29 protein-coding genes are annotated in these 24,207 nt (G+C 59.0%); all 29 read left to right on the top strand.

From position 1 onward, the window contains the following. The first annotated feature begins 95 nt into the window (after nucleotides 1-95). Nucleotides 96-2,621, top strand: a complete 2,526-nt coding sequence (locus tag D8U69_RS05705; protein ID WP_130906875.1) for a DNA-directed RNA polymerase — start codon at nucleotides 96-98, stop codon at nucleotides 2,619-2,621. 147 nt (nucleotides 2,622-2,768) lie between these two features. Continuing rightward, nucleotides 2,769-2,894, top strand: a complete 126-nt coding sequence (locus tag D8U69_RS29940; RefSeq protein WP_277751145.1) for a hypothetical protein — start codon at nucleotides 2,769-2,771, stop codon at nucleotides 2,892-2,894. 46 nt (nucleotides 2,895-2,940) lie between these two features. Next, nucleotides 2,941-3,597, top strand: coding sequence for a hypothetical protein (locus D8U69_RS05710; protein WP_130906876.1), 657 nt, complete (start codon nucleotides 2,941-2,943; stop codon nucleotides 3,595-3,597). Further along, on the top strand, nucleotides 3,597-4,043 hold the full coding sequence (locus D8U69_RS05715) for an endodeoxyribonuclease (protein WP_130906877.1): 447 nt from the start codon (nucleotides 3,597-3,599) through the stop codon (nucleotides 4,041-4,043). Before D8U69_RS05710 ends, D8U69_RS05715 begins: the two co-directional genes overlap by 1 nt. Further along, nucleotides 4,040-4,552 carry an N-acetylmuramoyl-L-alanine amidase gene (locus tag D8U69_RS05720; RefSeq protein WP_130906878.1) on the top strand — a complete coding sequence of 171 codons (513 nt, stop codon included), beginning with the start codon at nucleotides 4,040-4,042 and terminating at the stop codon, nucleotides 4,550-4,552. Before D8U69_RS05715 ends, D8U69_RS05720 begins: the two co-directional genes overlap by 4 nt. 96 nt (nucleotides 4,553-4,648) lie before the next feature. Then, a complete protein-coding gene (locus tag D8U69_RS05725) occupies nucleotides 4,649-4,891 on the top strand; it encodes a helix-turn-helix domain-containing protein (RefSeq protein WP_206663061.1) in 243 nt (80 codons plus the stop codon). Nucleotides 4,892-4,901: 10 nt separating this feature from the next. Then, nucleotides 4,902-5,120, top strand: a complete 219-nt coding sequence (locus tag D8U69_RS05730; protein ID WP_130906880.1) for a hypothetical protein — start codon at nucleotides 4,902-4,904, stop codon at nucleotides 5,118-5,120. Between the two features lie 146 nt (nucleotides 5,121-5,266). Then, nucleotides 5,267-6,769, top strand: a complete 1,503-nt coding sequence (locus D8U69_RS05735) for a DnaB-like helicase C-terminal domain-containing protein (protein WP_241668641.1) — start codon at nucleotides 5,267-5,269, stop codon at nucleotides 6,767-6,769. A gap of 39 nt (nucleotides 6,770-6,808) precedes the next feature. Beyond that, entirely contained in the window at nucleotides 6,809-8,605 is a 1,797-nt protein-coding gene (locus D8U69_RS05740) for a DNA polymerase (protein ID WP_130906882.1), read from the top strand. 208 nt (nucleotides 8,606-8,813) lie between these two features. Beyond that, entirely contained in the window at nucleotides 8,814-9,500 is a 687-nt protein-coding gene (thyX, locus tag D8U69_RS05750; protein ID WP_130906884.1) for an FAD-dependent thymidylate synthase, read from the top strand. Beyond that, on the top strand, nucleotides 9,493-9,726 hold the full coding sequence (locus tag D8U69_RS05755; RefSeq protein WP_130906885.1) for a hypothetical protein: 234 nt from the start codon (nucleotides 9,493-9,495) through the stop codon (nucleotides 9,724-9,726). Before thyX ends, D8U69_RS05755 begins: the two co-directional genes overlap by 8 nt. Then, nucleotides 9,716-10,498: an exonuclease gene (locus D8U69_RS05760; RefSeq protein ID WP_130906886.1), complete on the top strand. Its 783-nt coding sequence runs from the start codon at nucleotides 9,716-9,718 to the stop codon at nucleotides 10,496-10,498. The genes D8U69_RS05755 and D8U69_RS05760 overlap by 11 nt, the downstream gene beginning before the upstream one ends. Further along, nucleotides 10,486-10,803: a DUF3310 domain-containing protein gene (locus D8U69_RS05765; RefSeq protein ID WP_130906887.1), complete on the top strand. Its 318-nt coding sequence runs from the start codon at nucleotides 10,486-10,488 to the stop codon at nucleotides 10,801-10,803. The genes D8U69_RS05760 and D8U69_RS05765 overlap by 13 nt, the downstream gene beginning before the upstream one ends. After that, the gene (locus D8U69_RS05770; RefSeq protein WP_130906888.1) at nucleotides 10,800-11,102 is read left to right on the top strand and encodes a MazG-like family protein; all 303 of its coding nucleotides are present in this window, start codon (nucleotides 10,800-10,802) and stop codon (nucleotides 11,100-11,102) included. Before D8U69_RS05765 ends, D8U69_RS05770 begins: the two co-directional genes overlap by 4 nt. After that, entirely contained in the window at nucleotides 11,092-12,855 is a 1,764-nt protein-coding gene (locus D8U69_RS05775; RefSeq protein ID WP_130906889.1) for a ribonucleoside-diphosphate reductase subunit alpha, read from the top strand. Before D8U69_RS05770 ends, D8U69_RS05775 begins: the two co-directional genes overlap by 11 nt. Beyond that, the gene (locus D8U69_RS05780) at nucleotides 12,834-13,811 is read left to right on the top strand and encodes a ribonucleotide-diphosphate reductase subunit beta (RefSeq protein WP_130906890.1); all 978 of its coding nucleotides are present in this window, start codon (nucleotides 12,834-12,836) and stop codon (nucleotides 13,809-13,811) included. The genes D8U69_RS05775 and D8U69_RS05780 overlap by 22 nt, the downstream gene beginning before the upstream one ends. Before the next feature lie 58 nt (nucleotides 13,812-13,869). Beyond that, the gene (locus tag D8U69_RS05785; protein ID WP_130906891.1) at nucleotides 13,870-14,319 is read left to right on the top strand and encodes a hypothetical protein; all 450 of its coding nucleotides are present in this window, start codon (nucleotides 13,870-13,872) and stop codon (nucleotides 14,317-14,319) included. 301 nt (nucleotides 14,320-14,620) lie between these two features. After that, nucleotides 14,621-14,800, top strand: coding sequence for a hypothetical protein (locus tag D8U69_RS05795; RefSeq protein WP_130906893.1), 180 nt, complete (start codon nucleotides 14,621-14,623; stop codon nucleotides 14,798-14,800). A 7-nt stretch (nucleotides 14,801-14,807) separates the two neighbouring features. Then, nucleotides 14,808-15,290, top strand: a complete 483-nt coding sequence (locus D8U69_RS05800) for a hypothetical protein (RefSeq protein ID WP_130906894.1) — start codon at nucleotides 14,808-14,810, stop codon at nucleotides 15,288-15,290. Beyond that, entirely contained in the window at nucleotides 15,265-15,549 is a 285-nt protein-coding gene (locus tag D8U69_RS05805) for a hypothetical protein (protein WP_130906895.1), read from the top strand. The genes D8U69_RS05800 and D8U69_RS05805 overlap by 26 nt, the downstream gene beginning before the upstream one ends. Before the next feature lie 12 nt (nucleotides 15,550-15,561). Next, a complete protein-coding gene (locus D8U69_RS05810; protein WP_130906896.1) occupies nucleotides 15,562-17,103 on the top strand; it encodes a portal protein in 1,542 nt (513 codons plus the stop codon). Nucleotides 17,104-17,278: 175 nt separating this feature from the next. Beyond that, nucleotides 17,279-18,055 carry a capsid assembly protein gene (locus D8U69_RS05815; RefSeq protein WP_130906897.1) on the top strand — a complete coding sequence of 259 codons (777 nt, stop codon included), beginning with the start codon at nucleotides 17,279-17,281 and terminating at the stop codon, nucleotides 18,053-18,055. 8 nt (nucleotides 18,056-18,063) lie between these two features. Beyond that, nucleotides 18,064-18,261 (top strand): hypothetical protein, encoded by a 198-nt coding sequence (locus tag D8U69_RS05820; RefSeq protein WP_130906898.1) that lies wholly within the window; start codon nucleotides 18,064-18,066, stop codon nucleotides 18,259-18,261. Then, entirely contained in the window at nucleotides 18,258-18,494 is a 237-nt protein-coding gene (locus D8U69_RS05825) for a hypothetical protein (RefSeq protein ID WP_130906899.1), read from the top strand. The genes D8U69_RS05820 and D8U69_RS05825 overlap by 4 nt, the downstream gene beginning before the upstream one ends. 598 nt (nucleotides 18,495-19,092) lie before the next feature. Continuing rightward, the gene (locus D8U69_RS05830; RefSeq protein ID WP_177434549.1) at nucleotides 19,093-20,046 is read left to right on the top strand and encodes a phage capsid protein; all 954 of its coding nucleotides are present in this window, start codon (nucleotides 19,093-19,095) and stop codon (nucleotides 20,044-20,046) included. Between the two features lie 67 nt (nucleotides 20,047-20,113). Beyond that, a complete protein-coding gene (locus D8U69_RS05835; protein ID WP_130906900.1) occupies nucleotides 20,114-20,689 on the top strand; it encodes a phage tail protein in 576 nt (191 codons plus the stop codon). A 2-nt stretch (nucleotides 20,690-20,691) separates the two neighbouring features. After that, the gene (locus D8U69_RS05840; RefSeq protein ID WP_130906901.1) at nucleotides 20,692-23,088 is read left to right on the top strand and encodes a hypothetical protein; all 2,397 of its coding nucleotides are present in this window, start codon (nucleotides 20,692-20,694) and stop codon (nucleotides 23,086-23,088) included. Between the two features lie 182 nt (nucleotides 23,089-23,270). Further along, nucleotides 23,271-23,552 (top strand): phage protein Gp13 family protein, encoded by a 282-nt coding sequence (locus D8U69_RS29585; protein ID WP_206663062.1) that lies wholly within the window; start codon nucleotides 23,271-23,273, stop codon nucleotides 23,550-23,552. Beyond that, nucleotides 23,552-24,145 carry a hypothetical protein gene (locus tag D8U69_RS05850; protein WP_130906903.1) on the top strand — a complete coding sequence of 198 codons (594 nt, stop codon included), beginning with the start codon at nucleotides 23,552-23,554 and terminating at the stop codon, nucleotides 24,143-24,145. The genes D8U69_RS29585 and D8U69_RS05850 overlap by 1 nt, the downstream gene beginning before the upstream one ends. Nucleotides 24,146-24,207: the final 62 nt, after the last annotated feature.

Below are 24,207 nucleotides of genomic sequence, written 5' to 3' on the forward strand. Positions count from 1 at the left end.
TGACCACCTGCTTGGCAATTACCACACAGTCTTGGAGCACCCGGAGGGGTGTTCTCCCTGACTTCTCAAAGCCAACTATCAGAGAGAACTTATAGATGATTCCTATCATCACTAATGAATTGATTCAGGAGATTGAGAACAACCAAGAGTGGCAACAGAAGTTCGACCGACAGGTTGAACTTGAGGAGAAGATGAGGGGCATGGGCGTGGACCGTCACTGGTCCGAGATCGCTAAGTCCAGGGAGCGTGGTCAGGAAACCAGCGTCCGCTCCGTCCGCCGTCTGATGAACTCCTCAGTTGCAAAGATCGCTGACGGCATCCGCCAGTTCATCGAGAGCTGCGAAGCTGGCAAGGCTGGCCGTAAGCACAGCGCATACCCCCTCCTCAAACAGATCGAACCTGATTCCGCAGCCCTCATCACCGCACGGGTGGTGCTCGACGGTGTAGCGAAGGGCGATCTGCTGGTTCCCCTGGCTCGCCGTGTAGCGTCCCTGATCGAGGACGAGCTGGCCTTCCGCGAGTTCGCCAAAGCTGACAAGAAAACCCACGACTGGCTGGTGAAGCGCGAGAAGCGCGTGAACGGCAGCAGCTACCGCCGTCAGCGGCTGACCATGCTGCACAACATGGAGTCCCGCAACATCGCGTGGCAGGAGTGGACCGCCCGTGAGTCCCTGCTGGTCGGCTCCAAGCTGATCGAGATCATGACCGAGACCACCGGCCTGATTCAGAAAGTCACCCGCACCGTGGACGTGAAGCGCCAGGAGGTAGCCATCGAGGCCACCCCTGAGACCATCGCCTGGATCAACGAGGAGAACAATCGCTGCGAAGCTCTTTCCCCGGTGTATCTGCCCACCATCATCCCGCCACGCCCCTGGACTTCACCGTTCGAGGGCGGTTACTGGACCCCGCGTGTACGTCGACTGGCCCTGGTCAAGACCCACTCGAAGGGTTACTTGGAGGAGCTGGCCGAGCACGACATGCCCGAGGTCTACGATGCGATCAACGCCATGCAGCACACGGCCTGGGCGATCAACACCAGGGTGCTGGATGTTGTCCGCAACCTTTGGAACAACGGCTCGACCGTCGGTGGTATCCCATCGGCTGATGATCTGCCGCTTCCCGCGAAGCCCCTGTTCCTTGAGCAGGAGCTGCCTCGTGAGGAGTGGTCGGAGGATCAGGTCCGCCAGTTTAAGGAGTGGAAGCGCGAAGCCACGGACATCTATGCGTCCAACGCCAAGCTCAAGTCGCTGCGTCTGCAGTTCGCCAAGGTGCTGATGATCGCAGAGATGTTCGAGCACGAGGAGGAGTTGTACTTCCCCCACCAGTTCGACTTCCGTGGCCGGGCCTATGCCGTGCCGATGTTCCTGAACCCTCAGGGCAGCGACATTGCGAAGGGGCTGCTGGAGTTTGCCAACGCAGTGGCGATCAACGACGAGGAGGGCGCCCACTGGCTGGCCATCCACGGTGCGAACAGCTACGGCTACGACAAGGTGTCCCTCGAAGCCCGCGTGAAGTGGGTCGAGGAGCGCGAGGCTGAGATCCTGGCGTGTGCCGCTGATCCGTACAGCCATACGCTGTGGGCCAAGGCAGACAAACCGTTTCAGTTCCTGGCGTTCTGCATCGAGTGGGCAGAGTTCAAGCGCGAGGGCTACGGCTACCTGTCCACCTTGCCCATCGCCATGGATGGATCGTGCAACGGGCTGCAAAACTTCTCGGCCATGCTACGTGACCCCATCGGTGGCGAGGCGGTGAACCTCGTTCCCCAGGAGAAACCAGCGGACATCTACCAGAAGGTGGCTGACCGCGTGATCCTTCGGGTTGAGGCGGACGCCGTGGGCCAGGACGAGGAGCTGGCGAAGCTGGCTCAGGGCTGGCTCAAGCACGGCATCAACCGCAAGGTGTGCAAACGCCCGGTGATGACGCTGGCTTACGGTGCAAAAGAGTTCGGCTTCAAGACCCAGGTGTTCGAGGACACGGTCATGCCGTACAAACTCAAGGCTGGCAAGGAGTTCCCATGGGAAGGCTCTGGCTGGTCCGCCGCTGAGTACATGGGCAAGCTGATCTGGGAGTGTGTCGGTGAGGTGGTAGTCGCTGCCCGTCAGGCAATGGACTGGCTGCAGAAGGCTGCGCGTCTGGCCGCGAAGGAGGGACTGCCGGTACGTTGGAACACCCCGGACAACCTGGTGGTTCTCCAGGCGTATCCGAAGATGCTGACCGAGCGGATCGACCTGACCTTCGGGGGTAGTCGTCACCTGCTGACCGTGGCAGTCAGCCCGACCACCGAGCTGGATCGGAACAAGCAAGCCAACGGGATCAGCCCGAACTGGGTCCACTCGATGGACGCCAGCCATATGCGGGCCACTGTCCGCCGCTGCTGGAACGAGGGAATGCGTTCGTTCTCCCTGATCCACGACAGCTACGGCACACATGCGGGGAACGCCTGGGCACTGGCCCGGTTCCTGAGGGAGGAGTTCGTCATCATGTATGAGGAGGATGTGCTGGAAGACTTCAAGCGAGAGCTGGAGCGACAGCTCCCCGAAGGATCAGAGCTTGATCCGCTACCCCAGAAAGGCAACTTGGATTTGGCTTTGGTGCTGGAGTCCGCGTTCTTTTTTGCCTGATACTATCCACTAACGCATAGGTTGCGAGCGTGTAAAGGAGCCAGCAATTACCACACAGGTATGGAAGACCGTGCTGGCTCCACCCCTGAGGCGATTACCACACAGGTATGGAAGACCGCCCACCCACCAGATCACGAGGAGAACTTCATGAGCGCACTTGAACGAGCAATTGAATTTTGGAGTGAGGACATGCCGATCCCTCTGGATCTGGCAATGGAGTTGGCCAGCGAGGGCTACGACGTTGAAGCCCTTGAGGACTTCTATCGCCACTAACTATCCACCCATGCATTGAACCCACGACAACTGTGAGGACCACTGAATGACAGAAAAGAAAGCCCGCAATCCCCGTTACGTTACCCAGGTTGGCGTTGCCATCTACCCCCACCTCGTCGAGCCGGACACCAAGTTCAACCCTGAGGGGGAGTACAAGGTGAAGCTGCGCCTGTCGCCTGACTCGGTAATCACCGACTCCAAGGGCAAGCGCATCGCTGATGTTCAGAGCTTCATCGACGCCATGATGACCAAGGCCCTGGAGAAAGCGCAGCAGGAGAACAAGGGCAAGATCAAAGAGGCCGATGCGCCTTACGAAATTGACGAAGATACCGGCGACGTGCTGGTCAACTTCAAATTGAAAGCCACCGGCAAGACCCGTGATGGCAAAGAGTTCACCCAGAAGCCAGCGCTGTTCGACGCCAAAGGCAAGCCCGCAGAAGTGAAGGGTGTCTGGGGTGGGAGCAAGGTGAAGGTCTCGTTCGAGATCGTGCCGTTCTACACCAAGCTGATCGGGGCCGGTGTCTCGCTGCGTCTCAAGGCTGCGCAGATCATCGAACTGGTGGCTGGTGGTCAAGGCGGTTCGGCTGACAGCTACGGCTTCGGTGAGGAGGAGGGCTTCGAGGCTGACGATGCAGCAGCAGATAACGGCTTTGCCTCCGATGACGAAGGCAGCTCCGCACCGGCTGACGACGAGGACTTCTGATGGCAGCTCCCCGAGAGGCCGGGCTTCGGCTCGGCTTCCGGTCGGGGCTTGAGGAGAAGATCGCCCGAGAACTGGATGCCCACGGCATCGAGGTTCAGTACGAAACCGAACAGATCCGCTACGTCAAACCCGCCCGCGAAGCCAAGTACACCCCCGACTGGATACTGCCGAATGGAATCATCGTCGAGACCAAGGGCAGATTCGTCGTCGAAGACCGCCAAAAACACCTGATCATCAAGGAGCAGCACCCCGGCCTGGACGTGCGCTTCGTCTTTTCCAACTCCCGTACCCGCATCAGCAAGAACAGCAAGACCACATACGCCATGTGGTGCGAGAAGTACGGGTTCCTTTACGCCGACAAGTCCATCCCCGAGGCGTGGCTCGCTGAGTCATATAGCGCGGATCGTTGGGCTGCCCTGGAGAACGCCCGAGTTAAGAAGAAATGAACCGAGAGATTGACACCCTAATCATCCACACCGCCGCAACCAAGGCGACTGCGGACATCGGTGCCGTCGACATCGACAAATGGCACCGCGCCCGTGGCTGGCTGGGCTGCGGCTATCACTTTGTAATCCGCCGCAATGGCACCGTTGAGTCAGACGAGAAGGGCCACCGCTGCCGTCCGCTGGCCCAGGCAGGTGCTCACGTAGGTGACTGCGGCCCTGGCTGGAACAAGCGCAGCATCGGCATCTGCTTGGCTGGTGGCCTCGACGCCAACGGCAAAGCTCAAGACAACTACACCCCCGAGCAGTGGAAAGCCCTGGAAGAACTGGTGCTGTCCCTGCTTGAGCGCTTCCCCTCGATCAAGACCATCGGTGGACACCGCGACCTGATCCGCAAGACAGGTGCGCCGCCGAAGGATTGCCCGTGCTTCTCCGTGAAGGATTGGTTCGAGAAGCAGGTGAAGCCGAAGTACCCGGAAGCCCCGTATATCCAGGCTTTGAAGTACATCTGACCTGATTACCACACAGGTATGGAAGACCCGCCCCGGTATGCCCAGCGCTGCCGGGGTTTTCTTTTCAAGACCCACGACAACTGTGAGGAGAAACCCATGACCCACACCCAAATCCGTGCTCTGTCCCCTCAATGCGAGCTGATCCTCAACCACCTCCGCGCCGGTCACTCGATCACCCAGCGCAGTGCGTTGATGGACTTCGGCGTGATGGCGTTGCCGCGCCGTATCGCTGACCTCAAGGAACGCGGCTACGACATTGTGTCCGTGATGGAACACAACAACCTGACCGGCCAGCGCTATGCCCGCTACTCCCTGAAAGCCCAGAAGCGCCGCGCATAAGGAGGCCCGCATGGTACAGCTCAAGAAAATTCTCAAGTCCTTCGCTCGGACCCTGGACCAACTGGAGCAACTGATCTCCCTTAACAACGTGAAGGTCGACCAGAACACCCAGGAAATTGATCGTCTGCAGCAGTTCAACCTCACCCTGATGGCAGAGGCGCAAGCCGCTAAGAACGTGGCCCAGAACATCCGCAACCTGATCACCACCGAGACCGGCGATACCGTATGAGCGAGTGGGTGCAAACCCACTTGCCGTGTCCCTGTGGCCAATCCTCTGACGCCTACTCCATCAACGACAAAGGTTGGGGGAAGTGCTTCTCATGCGGGAAGAACTTCAACGAGGAGGCGTCGGACCCAGCCCCGAGAGGTAAGCAAGTGGCAGCAGTCAAGGAACTGGTGCCCTTCGGTGAATACCGGGCACTAAGCAAACGCAAGATCACAGAGGAGACCTGCAAGAAGTTCGGCTACTTCATCGGTGAGTTCAAAGAACAGACCGTCCAAGTCGCGGCGTATCGCAACACCGAGGGCGAGGTGATCGCCCAGAAGGTACGGTTCGCTGATAAGTCCTTCACCACCAGGGGCAAGTTCAAAGGTGTAGCACTGTTCGGCCAGCACCTGTGGGGTGAGGGCGGTAAGAAGCTGGTCATCACCGAAGGTGAGATCGACTGCCTCACCGTGAGTCAGCTCCAGGGGAACAAGTGGCCCGTCGTGTCCATCCCCAATGGTGCCCAGGGCGCAGCTAACTCCATCAAGGAAAACCTTGAGTGGGTGCTGACGTTCGAGGAAGTGATCCTGATGTTCGATCAGGACGAGCCAGGGCGTGAAGCCGCCATCAAGGTGGCCGAGCTACTGCCTCCGGGCAAGGCCAAGATCGCCAGCCTCCCACTCAAAGACCCGAACGACATGCTTGTCGCTGGCCGTGGCCAGGAGGTGATCCAGGCAATCTGGAACGCGAAGGAGTACCGGCCCGATGGGCTGGTCTCCGTCGACGACATCCTCGACGAGGTCGAGAAGCCCATCGAATGGGGTAAACCCTGGTGCTTCGAGGCCCTGACCAAGCTGACCTACGGTCGCCGGGAGGGCGAGCTTTACGCCATCGGCGCTGGTACTGGTGTGGGCAAGACCGACTTCATGACCCAGCAGATCGCCTTCGATGTGGTCGAGCTGGGCGAGCATGTCGGCGTCATCTTCCTTGAACAGAAGCCGGTAGAGACAGCCAAGCGCATCGCCGGGAAGATCGCCGGTCGCCGCTTCCACGTCCCTGATGCTGGCTGGACCCCGGAGGAGTTGAAGACATCCGTGGCCAACCTTAAAGGGAAGGTCACCTTCTACGACTCGTGGGGCGAGACCGAGTGGGATGCGGTGAAGTCCAAGATCCGCTTCATGGTGGTCAGCCTTGGCATCAAGCACATCTACCTCGACCACCTCACGGCGATGGCCGACACCTCGAACGAGAAGGAATCCATCGAGCAACTGATGAAGGAGATGGCGGGCTTGGCCAACGAGCTGGGCTGCATCATCCATTTCGTCAGCCACCTGTCCACCCCTGAGGGCAAGCCTCACGAGGAAGGGGGCAGGGTGATGATCCGCCACTTCAAGGGCAGCCGTGCCATCGGCTTCTGGTCGTACTTCATGTTCGGCCTGGAGCGGAACCAACAGGCTGAGGACGAGGAAGAACGACAGGTCACCACCTTCCGCATCTTGAAGGACCGCTACACCGGCCAGTCAACCGGCCACACCCTGAGCCTCGGCTACGACCAAGACACTGGTCGCCTGTTTGAGCACGCCCAGGGCGCCGACGACTACGGCTTCCACGACACCCCGGCTTCCACCCAGGAGGGCATCGACCTTCCTTGGGAGGAAAAGCCGGATTTCTAACTATCCACCTGCGCATAGGTACTCCCGTGAGAGGCCCAGATGAAGACCCTTGAGTTCGACTGTGAAACAAACGGGCTGCTACACCAGCTCGACCGCGTCCATTCCCTTGTCATCAAGGACGCAACTACCGGGGAGCGCGGCTCCTTTGCTGACCAACCGGGCTACTCGCCTATAAAAGAAGGGCTCGCTTGGCTGATGGAGGCTGACCTTGCGGTCGGCCACAACATCATCAAGTTCGACATGCCCGCCCTCCAGCAGGTGTATCCCTGGTTCAACCTCCCTATCGAACGGCTGCGGGACACCCTGGTGTTGACCCGCCTCATCTGGCCCGAGATCGGTGACCGTGATACCGGCCTGATCCGCAAGGGCAAGCTGCCAGGGAAGCTGCGAGGCTCCCATTCCTTGGAAGCCTGGGGCCACCGCCTCGGCGTGTACAAGGGTGAGTTCGGTAAGACCTCCGACTGGCAGGTCTGGACGCCTGAGATGCAGACCTACTGCGAGCAGGACGTCGAGGTTACCGATGCGCTGTGGAAGAAGATCCTGTCCAAGGAAGTGGCCGAGCGTGCCGTCGAGCTGGAGCACTGGTTCGCCTTCATCATCGGTCTGCAAGAGCGCCATGGCTTTGCCTTCAACACCCAGGCAGCGGCTGCTCTGTACACCACCCTGGTGGCCGAACGGGAACAGCTCGACGACCAGCTTAAAGGTGCGTTCCGCCCTTGGTATGTGAACGCCGGGGTTGCAACACCGAAGCGCCCGAACCGTACCCAGGGCATAGAGGCTGGTGTGTCGTACTGCAAGATCGCTCTGCAGGAGTTCAACCCAGCTAGCCGCCTACAGATCGCGGATCGTCTGACCAAGCTGTACCGCTGGAAACCCCAGGAGTTCACCGAGAGTGGGCAACCAAAGGTGGACGAGACGGTGCTGTCGAAGTTGCCGTACCCACCGGCCAAGCTACTGGCCCGCCGGTTCCTCGTCGAGAAGCGCATCGGGCAGTTGGCAGAAGGGAACCAGGCTTGGCTCAAGCTTGAACGGCATGGCCGCATCCATGGCTCGGTGAACACAATCGGCGCCGTGACTGGTCGCTGTACCCATAGCCATCCCAACGTGGCCCAGGTGCCGTCAATCCGCGCCCCGTTTGGTAAAGAGTGCCGCGCTCTGTTCGGCGCTGATCCTGGGTTCGTTCAGATCGGTGCTGACGCCTCGGGCCTTGAGCTGCGCTGCTTGGCGCACTACATGGCGCGGTATGACGGGGGAGCCTACGTCAAGGTTCTGCTCGAAGGTGACGTCCATACGGAGAACCAAAAGGCAGCAGGGCTGCCCAGTAGGGACAACGCGAAGACCTTCATCTACGCCTACCTCTATGGGGCGGGCGACGAGAAGATCGGGCAGATCGTTGGCAAGGGTGCGAAGGAGGGGAAGAAGCTCAAAGACAACTTCCTGAAACGCACCCCCGCACTCAAACGGCTACGCGAAGACGTTGCGTCTGCCGTGAAGAAGCGGGGCTACCTCGTCGGGATCGATGGCCGACACCTACACATCCGGTCAGACCACGCAGCCCTCAACACCCTCTTGCAATCAGCCGGTGCCCTGTTGGTTAAACAGGCAACTGTCAACCTGTATCGGGAGCTATCCACTCGTGGATACGTGTTCGGTAAGGACTGGGCAATGTTGGCCCACGTCCATGACGAGTACCAGCTCCAGGCCAGGAAGGAGATAGCAGAGGAGGTTGCCGAGGTAGCCGTGTGGGCATTCCAGCAAGCGGGCCGGGACTTCAACTGGCGCTGCCCGCTGGATGGCGAAGCCAAAACCGGAAGCAATTGGAGCGACTGCCATTGATGAATCGAAGAACCCTGACCGTCCTGCAGCGAGCCTACATCGAGCCGTTCACCGTGCAGAGCAACTACGCACGGGAGAACTCCCTTCGTGTGGCCGAGCTGGCAAGCCGAGGACTACTCACCACCCATGCCGGACATGGGGTTTACAGCAAGCATTGGCGCGTGACCCCTGCGGGCCGCGCTCTTTTGGAATACACCGGAGGAGAATCTTGAAAGCGCAGTACGTTGATCATATGGGCAGCGACCTGAGCGTGGTGAACGCCGCCCGCGTGTCTTTCGACAAGACGTCAGAATGGGATTGGATCGACGACGACCTGGGCGGTTACCCCGTACTCAAGGATGTAGACGCCCGGTTGATCCGCTACCTCGCTCGGCACAACCACTGGACTCCCTTCGCCCACACCTCGGTAACCCTGCGAATGCAAGCTCCGGTGCCGATCCGCACCCAATGCTTCAAGCACAAGCAGGGGCTGGTGGAGAACGAGGAGTCTCGCCGTTACATCAACTCAACGCCTGAGCTGTACGTTCCGTCTGTGTTCCGCAGCAAGCCAGAAGGCTCGGCCAAGCAAGGCTCTGCCGGTGATCACCCGCGCAGCCACGAGTGGCGTCAGCAGTACCGCATGGCCGGTGAGTTCGCGATCCGTCTGTACGAAGACATGATCCGTGATGGTGTCTGCCCGGAACAGGCCCGCTTCGTTCTGCCGCAAGGCTGTGAAGTCAATTGGATCTGGACCGGCAACGTCTATGCGTTCGCCAACTTCTACCTGAAACGTACCGACCCACACGCCCAGCAGGAAATCCAACGGCTGGCCCATGAGGTCGGCTCAATCATCGAACCGCTGTTCCCAATCACTTGGGCGGCTTTAACACGTCTGGAGGAATCCACCAGTGGATGAATTGAACCTTGACTTGAGCGGCATCGAAGACCCGGTGACCGCTCGTGTGACCGACCTGATCCGCCTGTCCGCTGCCATCGACAAGACCTCCGCAGAGGACAGTAAGGAAATGCTCGAAGCCGCAATGGCGTTGGTTCTGCATGACCTCAAGCAGACCGTACTTCCTCCGATGGTGGTCCAGGGCGACAACATCATCCCGTTCCCTGGAGGTCGTGATGTCCACTGAAACCATCGCGTTGATCGACGGCGACATCTTCGCCTATGAGATCGCAGCGGGTGCGGAGGAGCCGATCCATTGGGGCGACGGCCTTTGGACTCTCCATGCGTGGGAAGACCAGGGCCGTCTGCGGGTTGTCGACCGGGTGCATGAGGTGGCCGATGCCATTGGTGCAGACCGCGTCATCGTTGCCCTGACGGACGAAACCAACTGGCGCAACTCGGTACTCCCTTCCTACAAGGAGAACCGGATCGGCCAGCGCAAACCGATGATCCTCAAGCCGCTCAAGGAACAGCTCAAGGAGAGCTTCGAGACTTTCATCCGCCCCGGCCTGGAGGCGGACGACGTGCTCGGCATCCTCTCCACATGGCCGAAGCTGACTGGTCGCAAGGTCATTGTCACCAAGGACAAAGACCTCAAGACCATCCCAGGTCTGCACTTCCACACCCACAGAACCGAGCTGGGCGTGTTCGAGGTGACTGAGCACCAAGCCAACTACCACCACCTGCAGCAAGCCCTGACCGGCGACGTCACTGATGGCTACAAGGGCTGCCCAGGGATCGGCCCGGCGAAGGCCGACAAGATCCTCCTCCCGTTCGTGGACGAGACCAAGCACGACGCCTTCTTCGATGTGCAGGGCGCGTGGCCAAAGATCGTCGAGGCATTCGCCAAGGCCGGTCTCTCCGAACAAGAAGCCCTCGTTCAGGCCCGCGTGGCCCGCATCTGCAGGGCGTCCGACTACGACTTCAAAACTAAGAAGGTGAAGCTATGGAATCCGTGATCGACATGGTGAACCACCCTGGCCACTACAAAGGCAGGGTCGCTCCCATTCTTGCCGCAGTCCGCGGTGCCCTCGTTGAGGACGTGGACGGCGTAAACATTGAGTGCTTCGAGGCCATGGTCTCGATGATGACCATCGAGGAACTGCGCGGTTATCTGCGTGGCAACTCCTTCAAGTACCGCTGGCGTTACCAGAAGAAGGCCGGGATTCAGGACTTGGAGAAGGCCGAGTGGTACGAGAAGAAGCTGCTGCGCCTGGAGCGCGCCGTGCGTGACTTCGTGTTCACCCAGGAAGACGCCGCATGATCGAGAGCCTGGAAGCAGCAGTCATCAAATGGGCCGAGGATCGGGGCATCTTCGAGAAGGCAACCCCAGCCAGCCAGTGGGAGAAGACTCACGAGGAAGTGATGGAGTTAATCGACGGGATTGTCCTGAACAACCGTCGGGAGATCGAGGATGCCATTGGCGACATCGTCGTGACCCTCATCATCCAGGCCCGTATGCACGGCCTGTCCCTGGGTCGATGCCTCGCCTCGGCCTACGGCCAGATCAAGAACCGAACCGGAAAGATGATCGACGGAGTATTTGTCAAAGATGCACCTTGAGACCTACCACGGTCTCACCCTGAACAATGAGCGTGATGCTCGCCTAACAGCCCTCGCAGGTGACCTCCTGCGGGGGTTTTATGTTTCTGGGGGTGAGACTTTCCAACAAGCTTTTGCGCGTCCTGCGCTGGCGTTCTGCAAGGGAGACCTGCAGTTCGCCCAGGACATCTACGACGATGTCTCCCGTGGCTGGGCCATGTACTCCAGCCCCATCCTCAGTAACGCACCGATGCCCGGCGTAATGCCCAAGGCTCTCCCGATCAGTTGTTTCCTGTCGTTCGTGCCGGACACCCGTGAGGGACTGGTACAGCACCAAGTCGAGCTGGCTTGGTTGTCGATGATGGGCGGTGGAGTAGGGGGCCACTGGGATCAGGTACGCGCCGTGTCCGACAAGTCGGTCGGCCCGCTGCCGCACATCAAGATCGCAGATAGCGCGGTCGAAGGTTTCCGCCAGGGTAAAACTCGGAAGGGAAGCTACGCAGGATACCTGTCCATTTCGCATCCAGATGTCAGCGAATTCCTGAACATTCGCCTCCCAACTGGGGGTGATGTGAATCGCAAGTGCTTCAACATCCACCATGCGATCAACATCACCGATGACTTCATGATTGCCGTTTTCGCGGGTAGCACCTGGGATCTTCGATGCCCTCACTCGGGTGTCGTGGTTGAAACCGTGGATGCTCGCGAGCTATGGCAGTCGATCCTCGAAGTCCGCTTCCGTACCGGCGAGCCGTACCTCAACTTCATCGACACCGCGAACCGTGGACTGCCCGAGACCCAGCGTGCCCTGGGACTGAGCATTCACGGCTCTAACCTGTGCAACGAGATCCACCTCGCGACCAACGCCGAGCGCACGGCGGTGTGCTGCCTCTCGTCGATCAACCTTGAGAAGCATGAAGAGTGGAGCAAAGACCCGCGCTTCGTGCATCGCTGGGTTCGCTTCCTCGACAACGTCTTGGACTTCTTCATCGAGAACGCACCGGATGTGATGAGCCGCGCCGCCTTCTCGGCCATGCGTGAGCGCGCCATTGGCCTGGGCGCCATGGGCTTCCACTCCCTGTTGCAAAGCAAGCGTGTGCCGTGGGAGTCGGTGATCGCTAAGGCTATGAACCGCCGCATCTTCGCCAAGATCCAGGCAGACGCTATTGCTGCAAGCCAAGAGTTGGCATTGGAGCGGGGTGAGGCACCCGACATGGTGGGCACCGGTCGCCGGAACAGCCACCTACTGGCCATCGCTCCCAACGCGAACAGCGGGTTGATCTGCGGGACAAGCCCGTCGATTGAGCCACTGCGCTCGAACGCCTTTACCCAGCGCACCCGTGCTGGTTCCCATCTGGTCAAGAACCCACACCTTGAGGCCGTCCTTGAGGCGCTGGGCCAAAACACCGATGAGGTCTGGCAGTCGATCATCCTGCACAAAGGGTCGGTACAGCACCTGGAATTCTTGGATGAGTACGACAAGGAGGTCTTCAAGACCGCCTTCGAGCTGGATATGCGGTGGGTCGTCGACCTTGCTGCGGATCGCCAGGAGCACATCTGCCAGGGCCAAAGCCTGAACCTGTACTTCCCGTTCGGTTCCCAGCGCCGCTATGTCAACGAGGTTCACCTCATGGCGTACCAGCGGGGACTCAAGGGCGTGTACTACCTGCGCACTGATGCGGGTTTCAGCGGCGACAAGGTCAGCCAGAAGATCGAGCGCAAGGCGCTCAAAGATTACAACGCGGAGGAAGAATGCCTAGCTTGCCAAGGCTGACCACCTACAGCCAAACCTACAAACCCTTCCTTTACCCCGAGTTCGTCAATCACGCCATCGACCACGAATCCCTGTTCTGGGGCGAGTGGGAGGCTTCGCTCCAGCGTGACGTGAACCAGTGGAAGGACGGGACCATCACCCCGGTCGAGAAGGACCACATCACCCAGATCCTCCGGCTGTTCACTCAGTCGGACCAGATCGTAGGGGGTTCCTACGTTGACGTCTTCCTGCCGTACTTCAAGAACAACGAAGTACGCATGGCGCTGCTCTCCATCGCCAACCGGGAGTCGACCCACATGCGCGCCTATGCGCTGTTGAACGACACCCTGGGTTTGCCCGAGAGCGAGTACCGGGCGTTCCTTGAGTACGAGGAAATGGCCGAAAAGGCTGAGTTCATGCAGAACTTCGCCGTGGTTCCAGGCCCGATGCAGATGGGGCTGAACCTCGCCAGGACCGTGATGAACGAGGGTATGAGCCTGTTCTCGGCCTTCGTTCAACTGCTCAACTACCAGCGTCCTGAGGCTGGCTCCAAGATGCTGGGAATGTGCGAGATCGTCGAATGGTCAATCCGCGACGAGACCAAGCATGTCGAGATCATGGCTGCCTTGTTCCGGCGTCACTGCGAGGAAAACCCAGAGATCGTCAACGATGCGTTCAAGAAGGCGATCTACGAGATGTTCCGTCAGGGTGCCGCCCTGGAGGACCGCTTCATCGACCTCTCGTGCGCCCTGGGCGGACCTAAGGCACTCACCCCGGAGGGGATCAAGCAATACATCCGCTTCATCGGGGATCGCCGTCTGGTCCAGCTCGGCCTCAAGCCGAACTGGGGGATCGATAAGAACCCCTTGCCGTGGGTCGACCATATCGTTTCCGGCGACAACCAGAAGAACTTCTTCGAGGGCCGTGTGACCGACTATAACCACAAAGGTATGGAGGGTGATTGGGGGTGGAACTGAATCTTGCTTTGAGTCGAATTAATGGCATCATCAGGCCATTACCAACGAGGGATAGTTTATGGGCGAATTCGAACGACAGCTGCGGCAGTACCAAGCGAAGGAAACATTGGGTAAAACCGAAGTAGGGAGCCGTGCTGCCTTGTATCCACACCTGCTGGAGCACCTGTATGAATCTATGGAGAGATGCTTTGCCGCGTTGCGGGAACTCCCCGAGGGTATCCAGCGGTTTGATAAAGATGTGGTTATCACTATAGGTAAGCATAGCCAGACCGCTTCTCTTCCATACCTGAAGCTAAATGCAGGATCGGTGCAAGTGACTATTGGGCCTGACCAGAAGCTAGGTGAGACGCTGATCGTCCGGGTCGCAGGAGAAAACGCCAAAAGTCATTTCAATGTGGTCAAAGATGAGAACGACCCACAATGGAGTATCCAGAAGCCAGGCAGCCAAAAGCAGTGGTACTCAGACCACGTTTTTGACAATCTCCTCGCCGATGCAATGTTTAACTAACTCATCCACAGGCGCCCACAAGGCGCCTTTTTTGTGCCCGTTCAATTACCACACAGTAATGGAGGACCGGGGAAAAACTCATAGGGATAACTTATGGATCAACTACCTGTAATTCCTAAGGAGCTACTTGATGCCCTGGATCAGCGATTCCCTGAACGCTGTCCAGAGCCAGAGTGGTCCGAACGTGAAATCTGGATGCGCGTAGGTGAGCGCCGGGTACTCCGGTTGCTCCGTCGCGTGTATGAGCAACAGCAAAACAACGTGTTGAGGGACACCAATGTGCTTCGCTAAAAGCCCAAAGATGAAGTCCAGTACTCCCGCAGCCCCTCCACCCGCACCGGAGAAGTCTGCCGCTGACGAGCAGGGAGTCCCTGAGAACGAGGACACCAACGTCACCAAGAAAACCCCGTTGCGCAACAAGCTGCGAATCGACCTCGACCGCAACGCCGAGGAGCGGAAGTACGGCGGCTACACAGTCTGAGGTAGCCGTGTTCATTCCCCAGTATCTGCGCCTGGATGCTGGAACCCCAACCCCTTTGACCCGTGAGCAGATTGAGCCAACCGTTCGGGAGGCCATGAAGCTCTACTTCGACATCCACAAGGCCGACTACGGCCAGTGGCTTCTGTCAGCAGATGAAGCTGCCGAGGTCTCCCTCCGAGACCACCACATCGTCCTCATCAACTCCGAATACCTGATCGGCTACTCGAAAGCCTCCGAGTGGTACGCCCGTGGCTTCGTGCTCACGGAGGAGTACCTGCTTCGGGTAGGGGCTGGGAGTACCCGGCTGTCCGAGGTGTTCCAGACGATGAAGACGTTCGCGCTTCTCCACGGGGCAAGAGGTTGTGAGTTCGGCACCCGCGCAGCCAGCAACAAAGCGGCCATCCGACGGCTCTACGCCCGGCATGGCCTGACCGAAACCATGACTGTGATGAGGTGTAACACCCGTGGGTGGAATCAAGAAGGCGGTTAAGTCCGTCACCAAGTCAATCAAGACGGCGGTCTCGAAGACTGTTGGGGGGGCGTTCGGCCTCAAAACCGACAAGCCCAAGGTCGTCGAACAGGCGCCGCCAGCTCAGGAAGCCCCGAAGCCTGAGCAAAACGCAGAAGGGGTGAGCACTCCCGAGGAGCTGAGCACCCGTAAACGCAACCGCCGCAACGGCTTGCGTATCGACCTGAACAATGCAGGTGCAGCTAACACCGGCAGCGGTCTCAACATCCCTGTGGGTTAACCGAGGAGGCATATGGAACAAACGGCTGGAGGGCGCTACAACGCGCTCATCAGCTTCCGTGAGCCTTTCCTGCAACGCGCACGAGAAGCTGCAAAACTAACCATCCCGTCGCTCCTTCCTCCTGCCAACCACTCCGCGCAATCCAAGCTACCGACCCCGTTCCAGGGGCTGGGCGCTCGCGGCGTCAACAACCTCGCATCGAAACTACTCCTGGCGTTGATGCCACCGAACAGCCCGTTCTTCCGGCTGACGGTGGACGATTACACCCTGGAGCAGATGACCCAGCAAGAGGGAATGAGGGCTGAGGTGGAGGAGGCCCTGGGCAAGATTGAACGTGCAGTGATGTACGACATCGAGGCCCAGGCGATCCGGGTGTCGACCGGTGAAGGTCTCAAGCAACTACTGGTTGCTGGCAACGTGCTGCTGTACCTGGCCCCCGAAGGTGGCATGAAGGTCTACCGCCTGGATCGTTATGTGGTCCGCCGTGACCCAATGGGAAGCGTGCTGGAGATCATCGTACAAGACACGGTGTCGCCCGAGGCACTGCCGGGAGAGTTCCTGAGCAAGCTCAAGGACGCCCCGCAGATGACCAAGGAAAAAACCCTGGAGCTGTACACCCGGATCTACCGCGACGGTAACCAGTGGCGCATCTACCAAGAGGTCAAAGGGCAGATCGTCCCTGGCACCGAGGGCACCTATCCCCTGGACAAGTCCCCATGGCTGGCCTTGCGGTTCACCAAGATCGACGGCGAAGACTACGGACGTGGGTATGTCGAGGAGTACTACGGCGATCTCCGGTCCCTGGAGGCTCTGACGCAAGCCATCGTCGAGGGATCTGCTGCTGCCGCCAAAGTGTTGTTCCTCGTGAACCCCAACGGCACCACCGAGCAGCGCACCCTGACCGAGTCCCCGAACGGTGCTGTCCGTACCGGTAACGCCCAGGACGTCACTGTCTTGCAGGTGCAAAAATTCGCTGACTTCCGCATTGCGTTCGAGACCACCGAAGCGATCACCCAGCGCCTGTCCTTTGCCTTCCTACTGAACACAGCCGTTCAGCGTGGTGGTGAGCGGGTTACCGCAGAGGAAATCCGGTACATGGCAGGTGAGCTGGAGGATGCCTTGGGTGGGGTCTACTCGATCCTTTCCCAGGAGTTCCAGTTCCCCCTGGTGCAGCGCCTGATCCTGCAACTGGAGAAGCGTAAGAAGATCCCGTCGCTTCCGAAGGACACCGTCCGACCCACCATCACCACCGGCCTGGAAGCCCTTGGCCGTGGGCACGACTTGAACAAACTCGACGCCTTCATCCAGGGCGTGAACCAAGCGTTCGGTCCTGAGGTGGTCGCTCGTTACCTCAACGTCGGGGACTACATGACCCGCCGTGGTACTGCGCTAGGTCTGGACATGAAGGGTCTGGTGCGCAGCGAGGATGAAGTCCAAGCGATGGAGCAACAGCAAGCCCAACAAGCCCAGATGGATCAGCTCGGACAGATGCTGGCCCAGGGCGGTATGGGAATGGCAACCGAAGTAGTGAAGGCAGGTGTGAAGAATGGCTGACGAAGCTCAACCGAAAGTCACCAGCCAGGAAACCAAAGGGGGTCGCCGCAAGGCGGCCCCTGCTGTTTCTACGGCTGAAACCCCCAAGCAAACCCAAGAGACCCCGAAGGCTGGCCCTGCGAAGCAGGAGCTACCCAGCGGTCTTGTCGTGATTTACCACTAAGAGGAGAACCAAATGGCTGAAGTCCTGAACACTGGCGGTGACCTGAATCCCGCAGCCCCGCAAGGCCACGATGCGGCGATGGTCGCAGCAGTCGACCAGAAGAATGCCGAACTGGCCAACCTGGGCAATGACGCTCCGAAAACCCAGGAGCCCCTGCTGGGCAAGTTCCAGTCGGTCGATGATCTGGCTAAGGCGTATCAGGAGCTGGAACGCAAGCTCGGCCAGAAGCCGCAAGAACCGGCCAAGCCTGACGTTGGCGACCTGACTCCCGAGAAACTCGATGAGTTGGCCGAGAAGAACGGCTTCGACATTGAGGATATGTCCAGCTACTACGAGGCCAACGGTGGTCTGTCGGACGACCACTACTCCCAACTGGAGAAGGCCGGTATCCCCCGTGCCTACGTTGACCAGTACATCGCTGGTGTTGAGGCCGAAGCCGAACGTGCCCGCGACGCTATCTACCAAGAGGTCGGCGGTGAGCAAGCCTTCCAGGCTATGGCTCAGTGGGCAATGGCAAATCTGAGCAAGGACGACCTGAGCCGTTACAACCTCGCGGTTGAAAGCGGCGATATGGACACCGTCCGTAGTGCCGTGATGTCCCTTGCGTACCGCTACCAGAAAGCCTCCGGCTCCGATCCGAAGCTGGTCAACAGCCAGAACGGCGGCGGTGCTGGTGGCTACGAGTCGCTGGCTCAGCTGACCGCTGCAATGCAAGACCCTCGTTATGAGCGCGACCCAGCCTACCGTCGTGAGGTTGAGGCCAAGCTCGCCCGTTCCAACATCTTCTGAGGTGAACCATGATTGATACCATCCTGAACAACTGGGAGGGCATCCTGGCGGTGATCGCTGGTGCCCATGCTCTGGCCGTGGCTGTCGTCAACCTGACCCCAACACCCAAGGACGATGAGATCGTCGGCAAGGTATACAAGGTCGTCGAAGTCGTGGCTGGGGTAGTAACCCGCAAAGCCAAGTCGCTCCCCGGCGAATCGCTGTGAGTGCCTTCCTCAAGGCGCTCCGGCAGATCCTTGAGGTAGCAACCCTGGTGCTCACCCTCCTGCGTGACGACAAGTTGCGCCAGGAAGGTGAGCGCAAGGCTCGCCTGGAATCGCTGGAAGCCGAGCAACAACGCCGTGGAGAAGCCCATGAGATTGATCTTCAAGTGGCTCGCGGTGGTTTGTCTGACGCTGACCTTGAGCGGATGCGCAAATACCAGCGCACCAGTCGATGAGTGTGCCTGGGCAAAGCCCATCAGTTGGCATGAAGACGACACCCCGACGACCAAGCAGGAGGTCTTCGCCCATAACTTGAAGTGGGAGAAGTTCTGCCTCCGGTAATTACCACACAGTTATGGAGAACAAGATCGTTCTCCGTTCTCTCCTGTTGGTTGGTTTTTGGGGCGGTGAATGCTGCCCCCTTTTTCCCGAATCCATCACCCCTCAAGCCTCTGGCCGGGTTACCCCGTCACCCGCGTATCTAAGGCCACGCTCAAATAGAAGGGGTCGCTAGGCAGCTTGCTCCGTCTGCCTAATCACGGAGCCCTTATTTCCACGAGAAAGGAGGTGATCCTCTATCTCCGGGTGCAGCTACGGAAACTGCACAAGCCCTAGCACGCCGTGATGGCGTTACTGGGCACCCCCTACCTCACGAACGAATGAGCCAAGTCGCACTGGCAGCAAAGCCGGTGACTTAGCACCCAAAGCATTTCATGCACGAGCCTAGGCCCAACTGGCCCACCTGCGGGTGGAGCTGGGAGGACAACCTTGTGCGCAGCGCGTGGATGGCTGCTGGGAGCAACCACTCTCATCAATCCGTTCACGAGGTAACAAATGGCTGACGCTATCGTTTCGCGTCTTGGTCAGATCAACGGCAGCGGCGCTGCTGATGCTCTGTTCCTGAAAGTATTCGCTGGTGAAGTTCTGACCAGTTTCGAGAAGACCAACGTGATGATGGGTAAGCACCAAGTGCGAACCATCGCCAACGGCAAGTCTGCTCAATTCCCGGTAATGGGTCGCGCTAGCGCCTACTACCACACTCCGGGCAACGAGATTCTTGGCGGCACTCTGAAGCACGCCGAGAAGATCATCACCATCGATGATCTGCTCATTGCTCCGACCTTCATCGCCAACATCGACGAGGCGAAGAACCACTACGACGTTCGCTCTGTTTACACCCGCGAGATGGGTGCAAAGCTGGCGAACACCATGGACAAGCACATCCTGCAAACCGGTGTGTTGGCGTCCCGCACTGCGAAGACCATCAACGACCCCGATCAATTCGGCGGCACCCAGGTCTTCAACGTCAACGCCACCAACGGTGATGCCATCGCTGATGCGATGTTCGAGGCTGCCCGCATTCTGGACGAGAAAGATGTACCGGCTGACGAGCGTTACCTGTTCGTTCGTCCGGCTCAGTTCTATGCGCTGGCTAAGTCCACCAAGGTTCTGAACCGCGATTGGGGCGGTGAAGGTTCTTACGCTGGCGGTAACGTGATCCGGGTAGCCGGTATCACCATCGTCAAGACCAACAACCTGCCGCAGACCACTGTGGCTGCAGGTTCCCTGGAAGCGGGCACTGGCGACAAATATGCCGGTGACTTCTCCAAGACTGTTGGTCTGGTGATGCACCCGTCTGCGGTCGGCACCGTGAAGCTGCTGGACCTGGGCATGGAGTCCGAGTACCAGATCGCACGACAAGGCACCCTGATGGTTGCCAAGTATGCGGTCGGTCACGGCGTTCTGCGTCCTGAGGCTGCAGTGGAACTGTCGAGCGCAACTGCGTAAGTAACTATCCACCAGTGTATAGGAGGGCCAGTTTTTGGCTCTCCTATTTTTTTCTTTTGGGGGTTCCATGATTTCTCCAACCACTGAGCTGGATGCCATCAACACGATGCTATCCACCATCGGTGAAGCCCCGATCAGCACCGTCGAGGACAGTGGCGTAGTGGATGCCGTAATGGCGCGCCAGATCCTCATCACGGTTGACCGGGAAGTCCAGGCCAGGGGCTGGCACTGGAACACCGATAAAGGCTACCCGCTGACTCCGAACGAGGAGGGCGAGTGCGAATTACCAAACGGGGTGCTGCGGTGCGACACCGTGACTCCCGATGACCAGATCGACGTGGTGGTTCGTGGCAAACGCCTCTACGACCGCCGCAAACACACCTACCAGATCAACAAAGAGGTGAGGGTGGACATGGTGACCCAGCTCCCCTTTGAGGATCTGCCGGAAGCCGCCCGCCAATACATCACCGTTCGTGCTGCCCGCATCTTCCAAGAGCGCGTCCTGGGGTCCAGCGAGCTGTCGAGGTTCTCCACCATCGACGAGACCCGCGCCTTGGTGACCCTCAAGGAGATGGAAGCAGACACCGCTGATTACAACATCCTCTCCGACAACTACTCGGTCTTCCGGGTACTGGACCGTTAAACATGACTCTGATCTCCACGACCATTCCGAACTTGGTGAATGGGGTGAGTCAGCAGCCCTATGCAATGCGACTGGCCTCCCAGTGCCAGGAGCAGATCAACGCCCACTCCTCTGTGGTCGAAGGGCTGCGGAAGCGCCCCGGTACTCGCCATCTGGCCAAGCTGCCAGCCGTCACCGGCAGTCTCCACATCCACACCATCAACCGCGATGCGGTCGAGCAATACCTCGTCATCATTCAGAACGGCAACCTGCGGGTATTCGACCTGAACGGCGTCGAGAAGACGGTCAGCTTTCCTCACGGAAAAACCTACCTGACGTCCGCTAAGCCAGCCGAGGAGTTCCGCTGTGTGACAGTGGCGGATTACACCTTCGTGTTGAACACCAAGGTGGCCACCAGCGCATCCACCGTGTTGACTTCAAGCCGTCCTTACGAGGCGCTGGCATGGGTGAAGCAGGGCTCCTACGGTGCAAAGTATTACCTCACCGTGGATGGGAAAACTGCCAGCTATTCAGCGCCTGACGGTTCTCAGGCGACACATGTGAATCAGGTGACCACCGACTACATCGCTACCCAGCTCAGTTCGGGCATCATCTCGGCATTGGGAGCGGGTTGGGCGGTGGTGCGCTACGGTTCGACTCTCCACATCAGACGCAATGACGGCGCAGCCTTCGCCATCAGTTCCGATGACTCGATTGGTGACAACGGTTTGGACGTCATCGCGCAAAAGACTCAGCGGTTCTCGGACCTTCCAGCCCGTGCTGTGCCGGGTTTTTCGGTGGAGATCGTCGGGGATCAGTCCTCATCGTTCGACAACTACTTCGTTGCCTACGATACGAGCGGGACCGGGACGACTTCGGGTGTCTGGAAGGAGACCGTTAAAGGAGGCGAAGCGGCTGGGCTAGATGCGGCGACCATGCCTCATGTGCTTGTCCGAAATGCCGACGGTACGTTCACCTTCAAGCGCGCCGACTGGGATCAGCGCAAGGTCGGTGATCTCGATAGCAACCCCTTGCCGTCTTTTGTGGGTCGCCCGTTAAACGACATTTTCTTCCACCGGAACCGGCTCGGATTCATCAGCGACGAGAATATCGTCTTCTCCCGATCTGGCGAGTACTTCACCTTCTTCCGGGGCACAGCCACATCAACCCTGGATACCGACCCAATCGACATCGGAGTGTCGCACGTCAAGGTTTCCATCCTGCGCCACGCGGTGCCGTTTAACGAAACCATGCTGTTGTTCAGCGACAAGACGCAGTTCCAGCTTGGCAATGCCGATGTTCTTACCCCGGATACCATCGCCGTGAACCAAACCACCGAGTATGAGTGCTCTCTCAGGGCCAAGCCTGTGGGTGCCGGCAGGTACATTTACTTTGCCGTTAACCGGGGCACGTACACAGGTATCCGCGAGTACTTCGTCGACGGGGAAACCGAATCCGAGGATGCTGCGGATGTCACCGGTCATGTGCCCAAGTACATCCCAGGAGGGGTCTATAAGATCGCAGCCAGCTCCAACGAGGACTGTGTGGTGGTGCTGTCAGACCAGCGACAGAACAGCGCCTGGGTCTACAAGTACTACTGGAGCAACAGGGAGAAGCTGCAATCATCGTGGTCCCGGTGGGACTTCCCGGCTGGCGACCAGATCCTCAACTGCGACTTCATCGAGTCGCGCCTGTACTTCGTCATCCGGCGAGCAGACGGGTTGCACCTTGAGGTGATGAACCTTGAGCCGGGCGCAACCGAAAACAACTGGGATGTTGCCGTCCACCTCGACAGCCTGGTTACCCAGGCCCGTTGCTCGGCCGCCTTCGTGGATACCGATCTCACCCTGGAAGCTGATGACATCACCAAAATCACCCTACCGTACAAGCTACAAGCTGGCGAGTCGGTGCAACTGGTGACCGCGCCTGGAGGCACACGAGTTCCTGGCGTGGTGTTCAGCAACTACACCCTGGACAACACTGGGACGTTTTCCGTGCTGAGCTTCCAGGGTGATTGGCGATCCCAACCGTTCTACATCGGCAAGCCGTACACGTTCCGCTATCGCTTCTCCACCCTGGTTATCAAGGAAGAGGCAGTAGGTGGCGGCCAGTTGACGGTGGGTGAGGGCCGTATCCAGCTCCGCAAGATGTCGGTGCTCTACAACAACGCCGGGTACTTCCGGGCCGAGGTCACGCCGTTCCGAAGAGAAACCTATAGGTACATCTTCTCGGGGCGTGTGGTCGGCTCCGGTAGGAACATCCTGGGCCAAGCCGCCATTGAGGAAGGCAAGTTCAGCTTCCCGGTGATGGCTAAGAACGATCAGGTCGAGATCGAACTGATCAACGACAGCTACCTCCCATGCTTCTTCCTGAGCGCCGAATGGGAGGCGTTTTACGTCATTCGTTCAAGGAGATTGTGATGCTTACAACTCGACGAGCAACCATTGAGGATGCCGTCGATATGGCGCCACGTCTTCGCCAAGCTGACCTTCGAGAACTCCAAGCAGTGGGGCGGACAGATCCCCTGGAAGCCCTATTGGTTGGAGTCCACTCGCCTGATCCTTGCTACGTCGCGGTCGATGCGCAGGATAAGCCTCACGTCATGTGGGGCACCTGTCCATCCGATGAACCCTACCTGGGCTACGTCTGGATGATGGCCACCGACGCCATCAAGGATCACTGGGTTCAGATCCTACGCGAGACCCGCCCATATCTTTCGCGCATCCGCGAGCACTACCGCGTATTGGCAAACGCTGTACACGCGGAAAACCAAGTCCACATCCGATGGCTCAAGTGGGCCGGATTTACGTTCCTGCGTGAGTTCGAGCACAACGGCCATCGTTTCTTCGAGTTCGCCAAGTTGATCCCAATGGAGGGACGCTAATGTGTGATCCCGTTTCCATCACGATGGCTGTGATCGGGACGCTATCTGCCGTAGCTGGTCACCAACAGGCTGAAGTTGCAGCCAAGGTTCAGACCAAGCAACACGAGCAGAACCAGCGGAATGCCCAGGCTGCCCTGCGTGACAGCTACATCGCCGTCCAGAACCGCCAGCAGCAAGAAGCCCAAAGTGCTTCCCAGCAGATCGAGGAGCGCCGCCGTGAGTCTGTACGGCAAGTTTCCTCAGCCTATGCCGCAGCCGGTGAGGCTGGAGTCTCTGGCTTCTCAGTTCAATCCATCCTGGCAGACATCGGCGCCACTGCCTCCCGAGACATCAGCACCATCGAGCAGAACCGTGATTGGTCGGTCGATCAGCTCAACTCCGAGATGTCTGGCGCCCGTAATCAGGCCATGGGCCAGATGAACGCCACTACCGCAGGTATCCGCCCAAGCGGGTGGTCTACTGCTCTGCAGATCGGTTCGAGTGCTGCTGGGGCTTACGCCAACTACGCCACCAGAACCGGCAAAGATCCAGTTGGTGATTTCTTCGGTAAGAAGACCACCGCCACTACCACCACCACACCCAAGACGACCTAAGAGGTAACCAATGGACAACGTACCGGGGCTGCGGCCCTCGTCTTCCTCGCGTCCCTCTGTCC

Source organism: Pseudomonas sp. Sample_16 (assembly GCF_004307665.1).
GTDB lineage: Bacteria > Pseudomonadota > Gammaproteobacteria > Pseudomonadales > Pseudomonadaceae > Aquipseudomonas.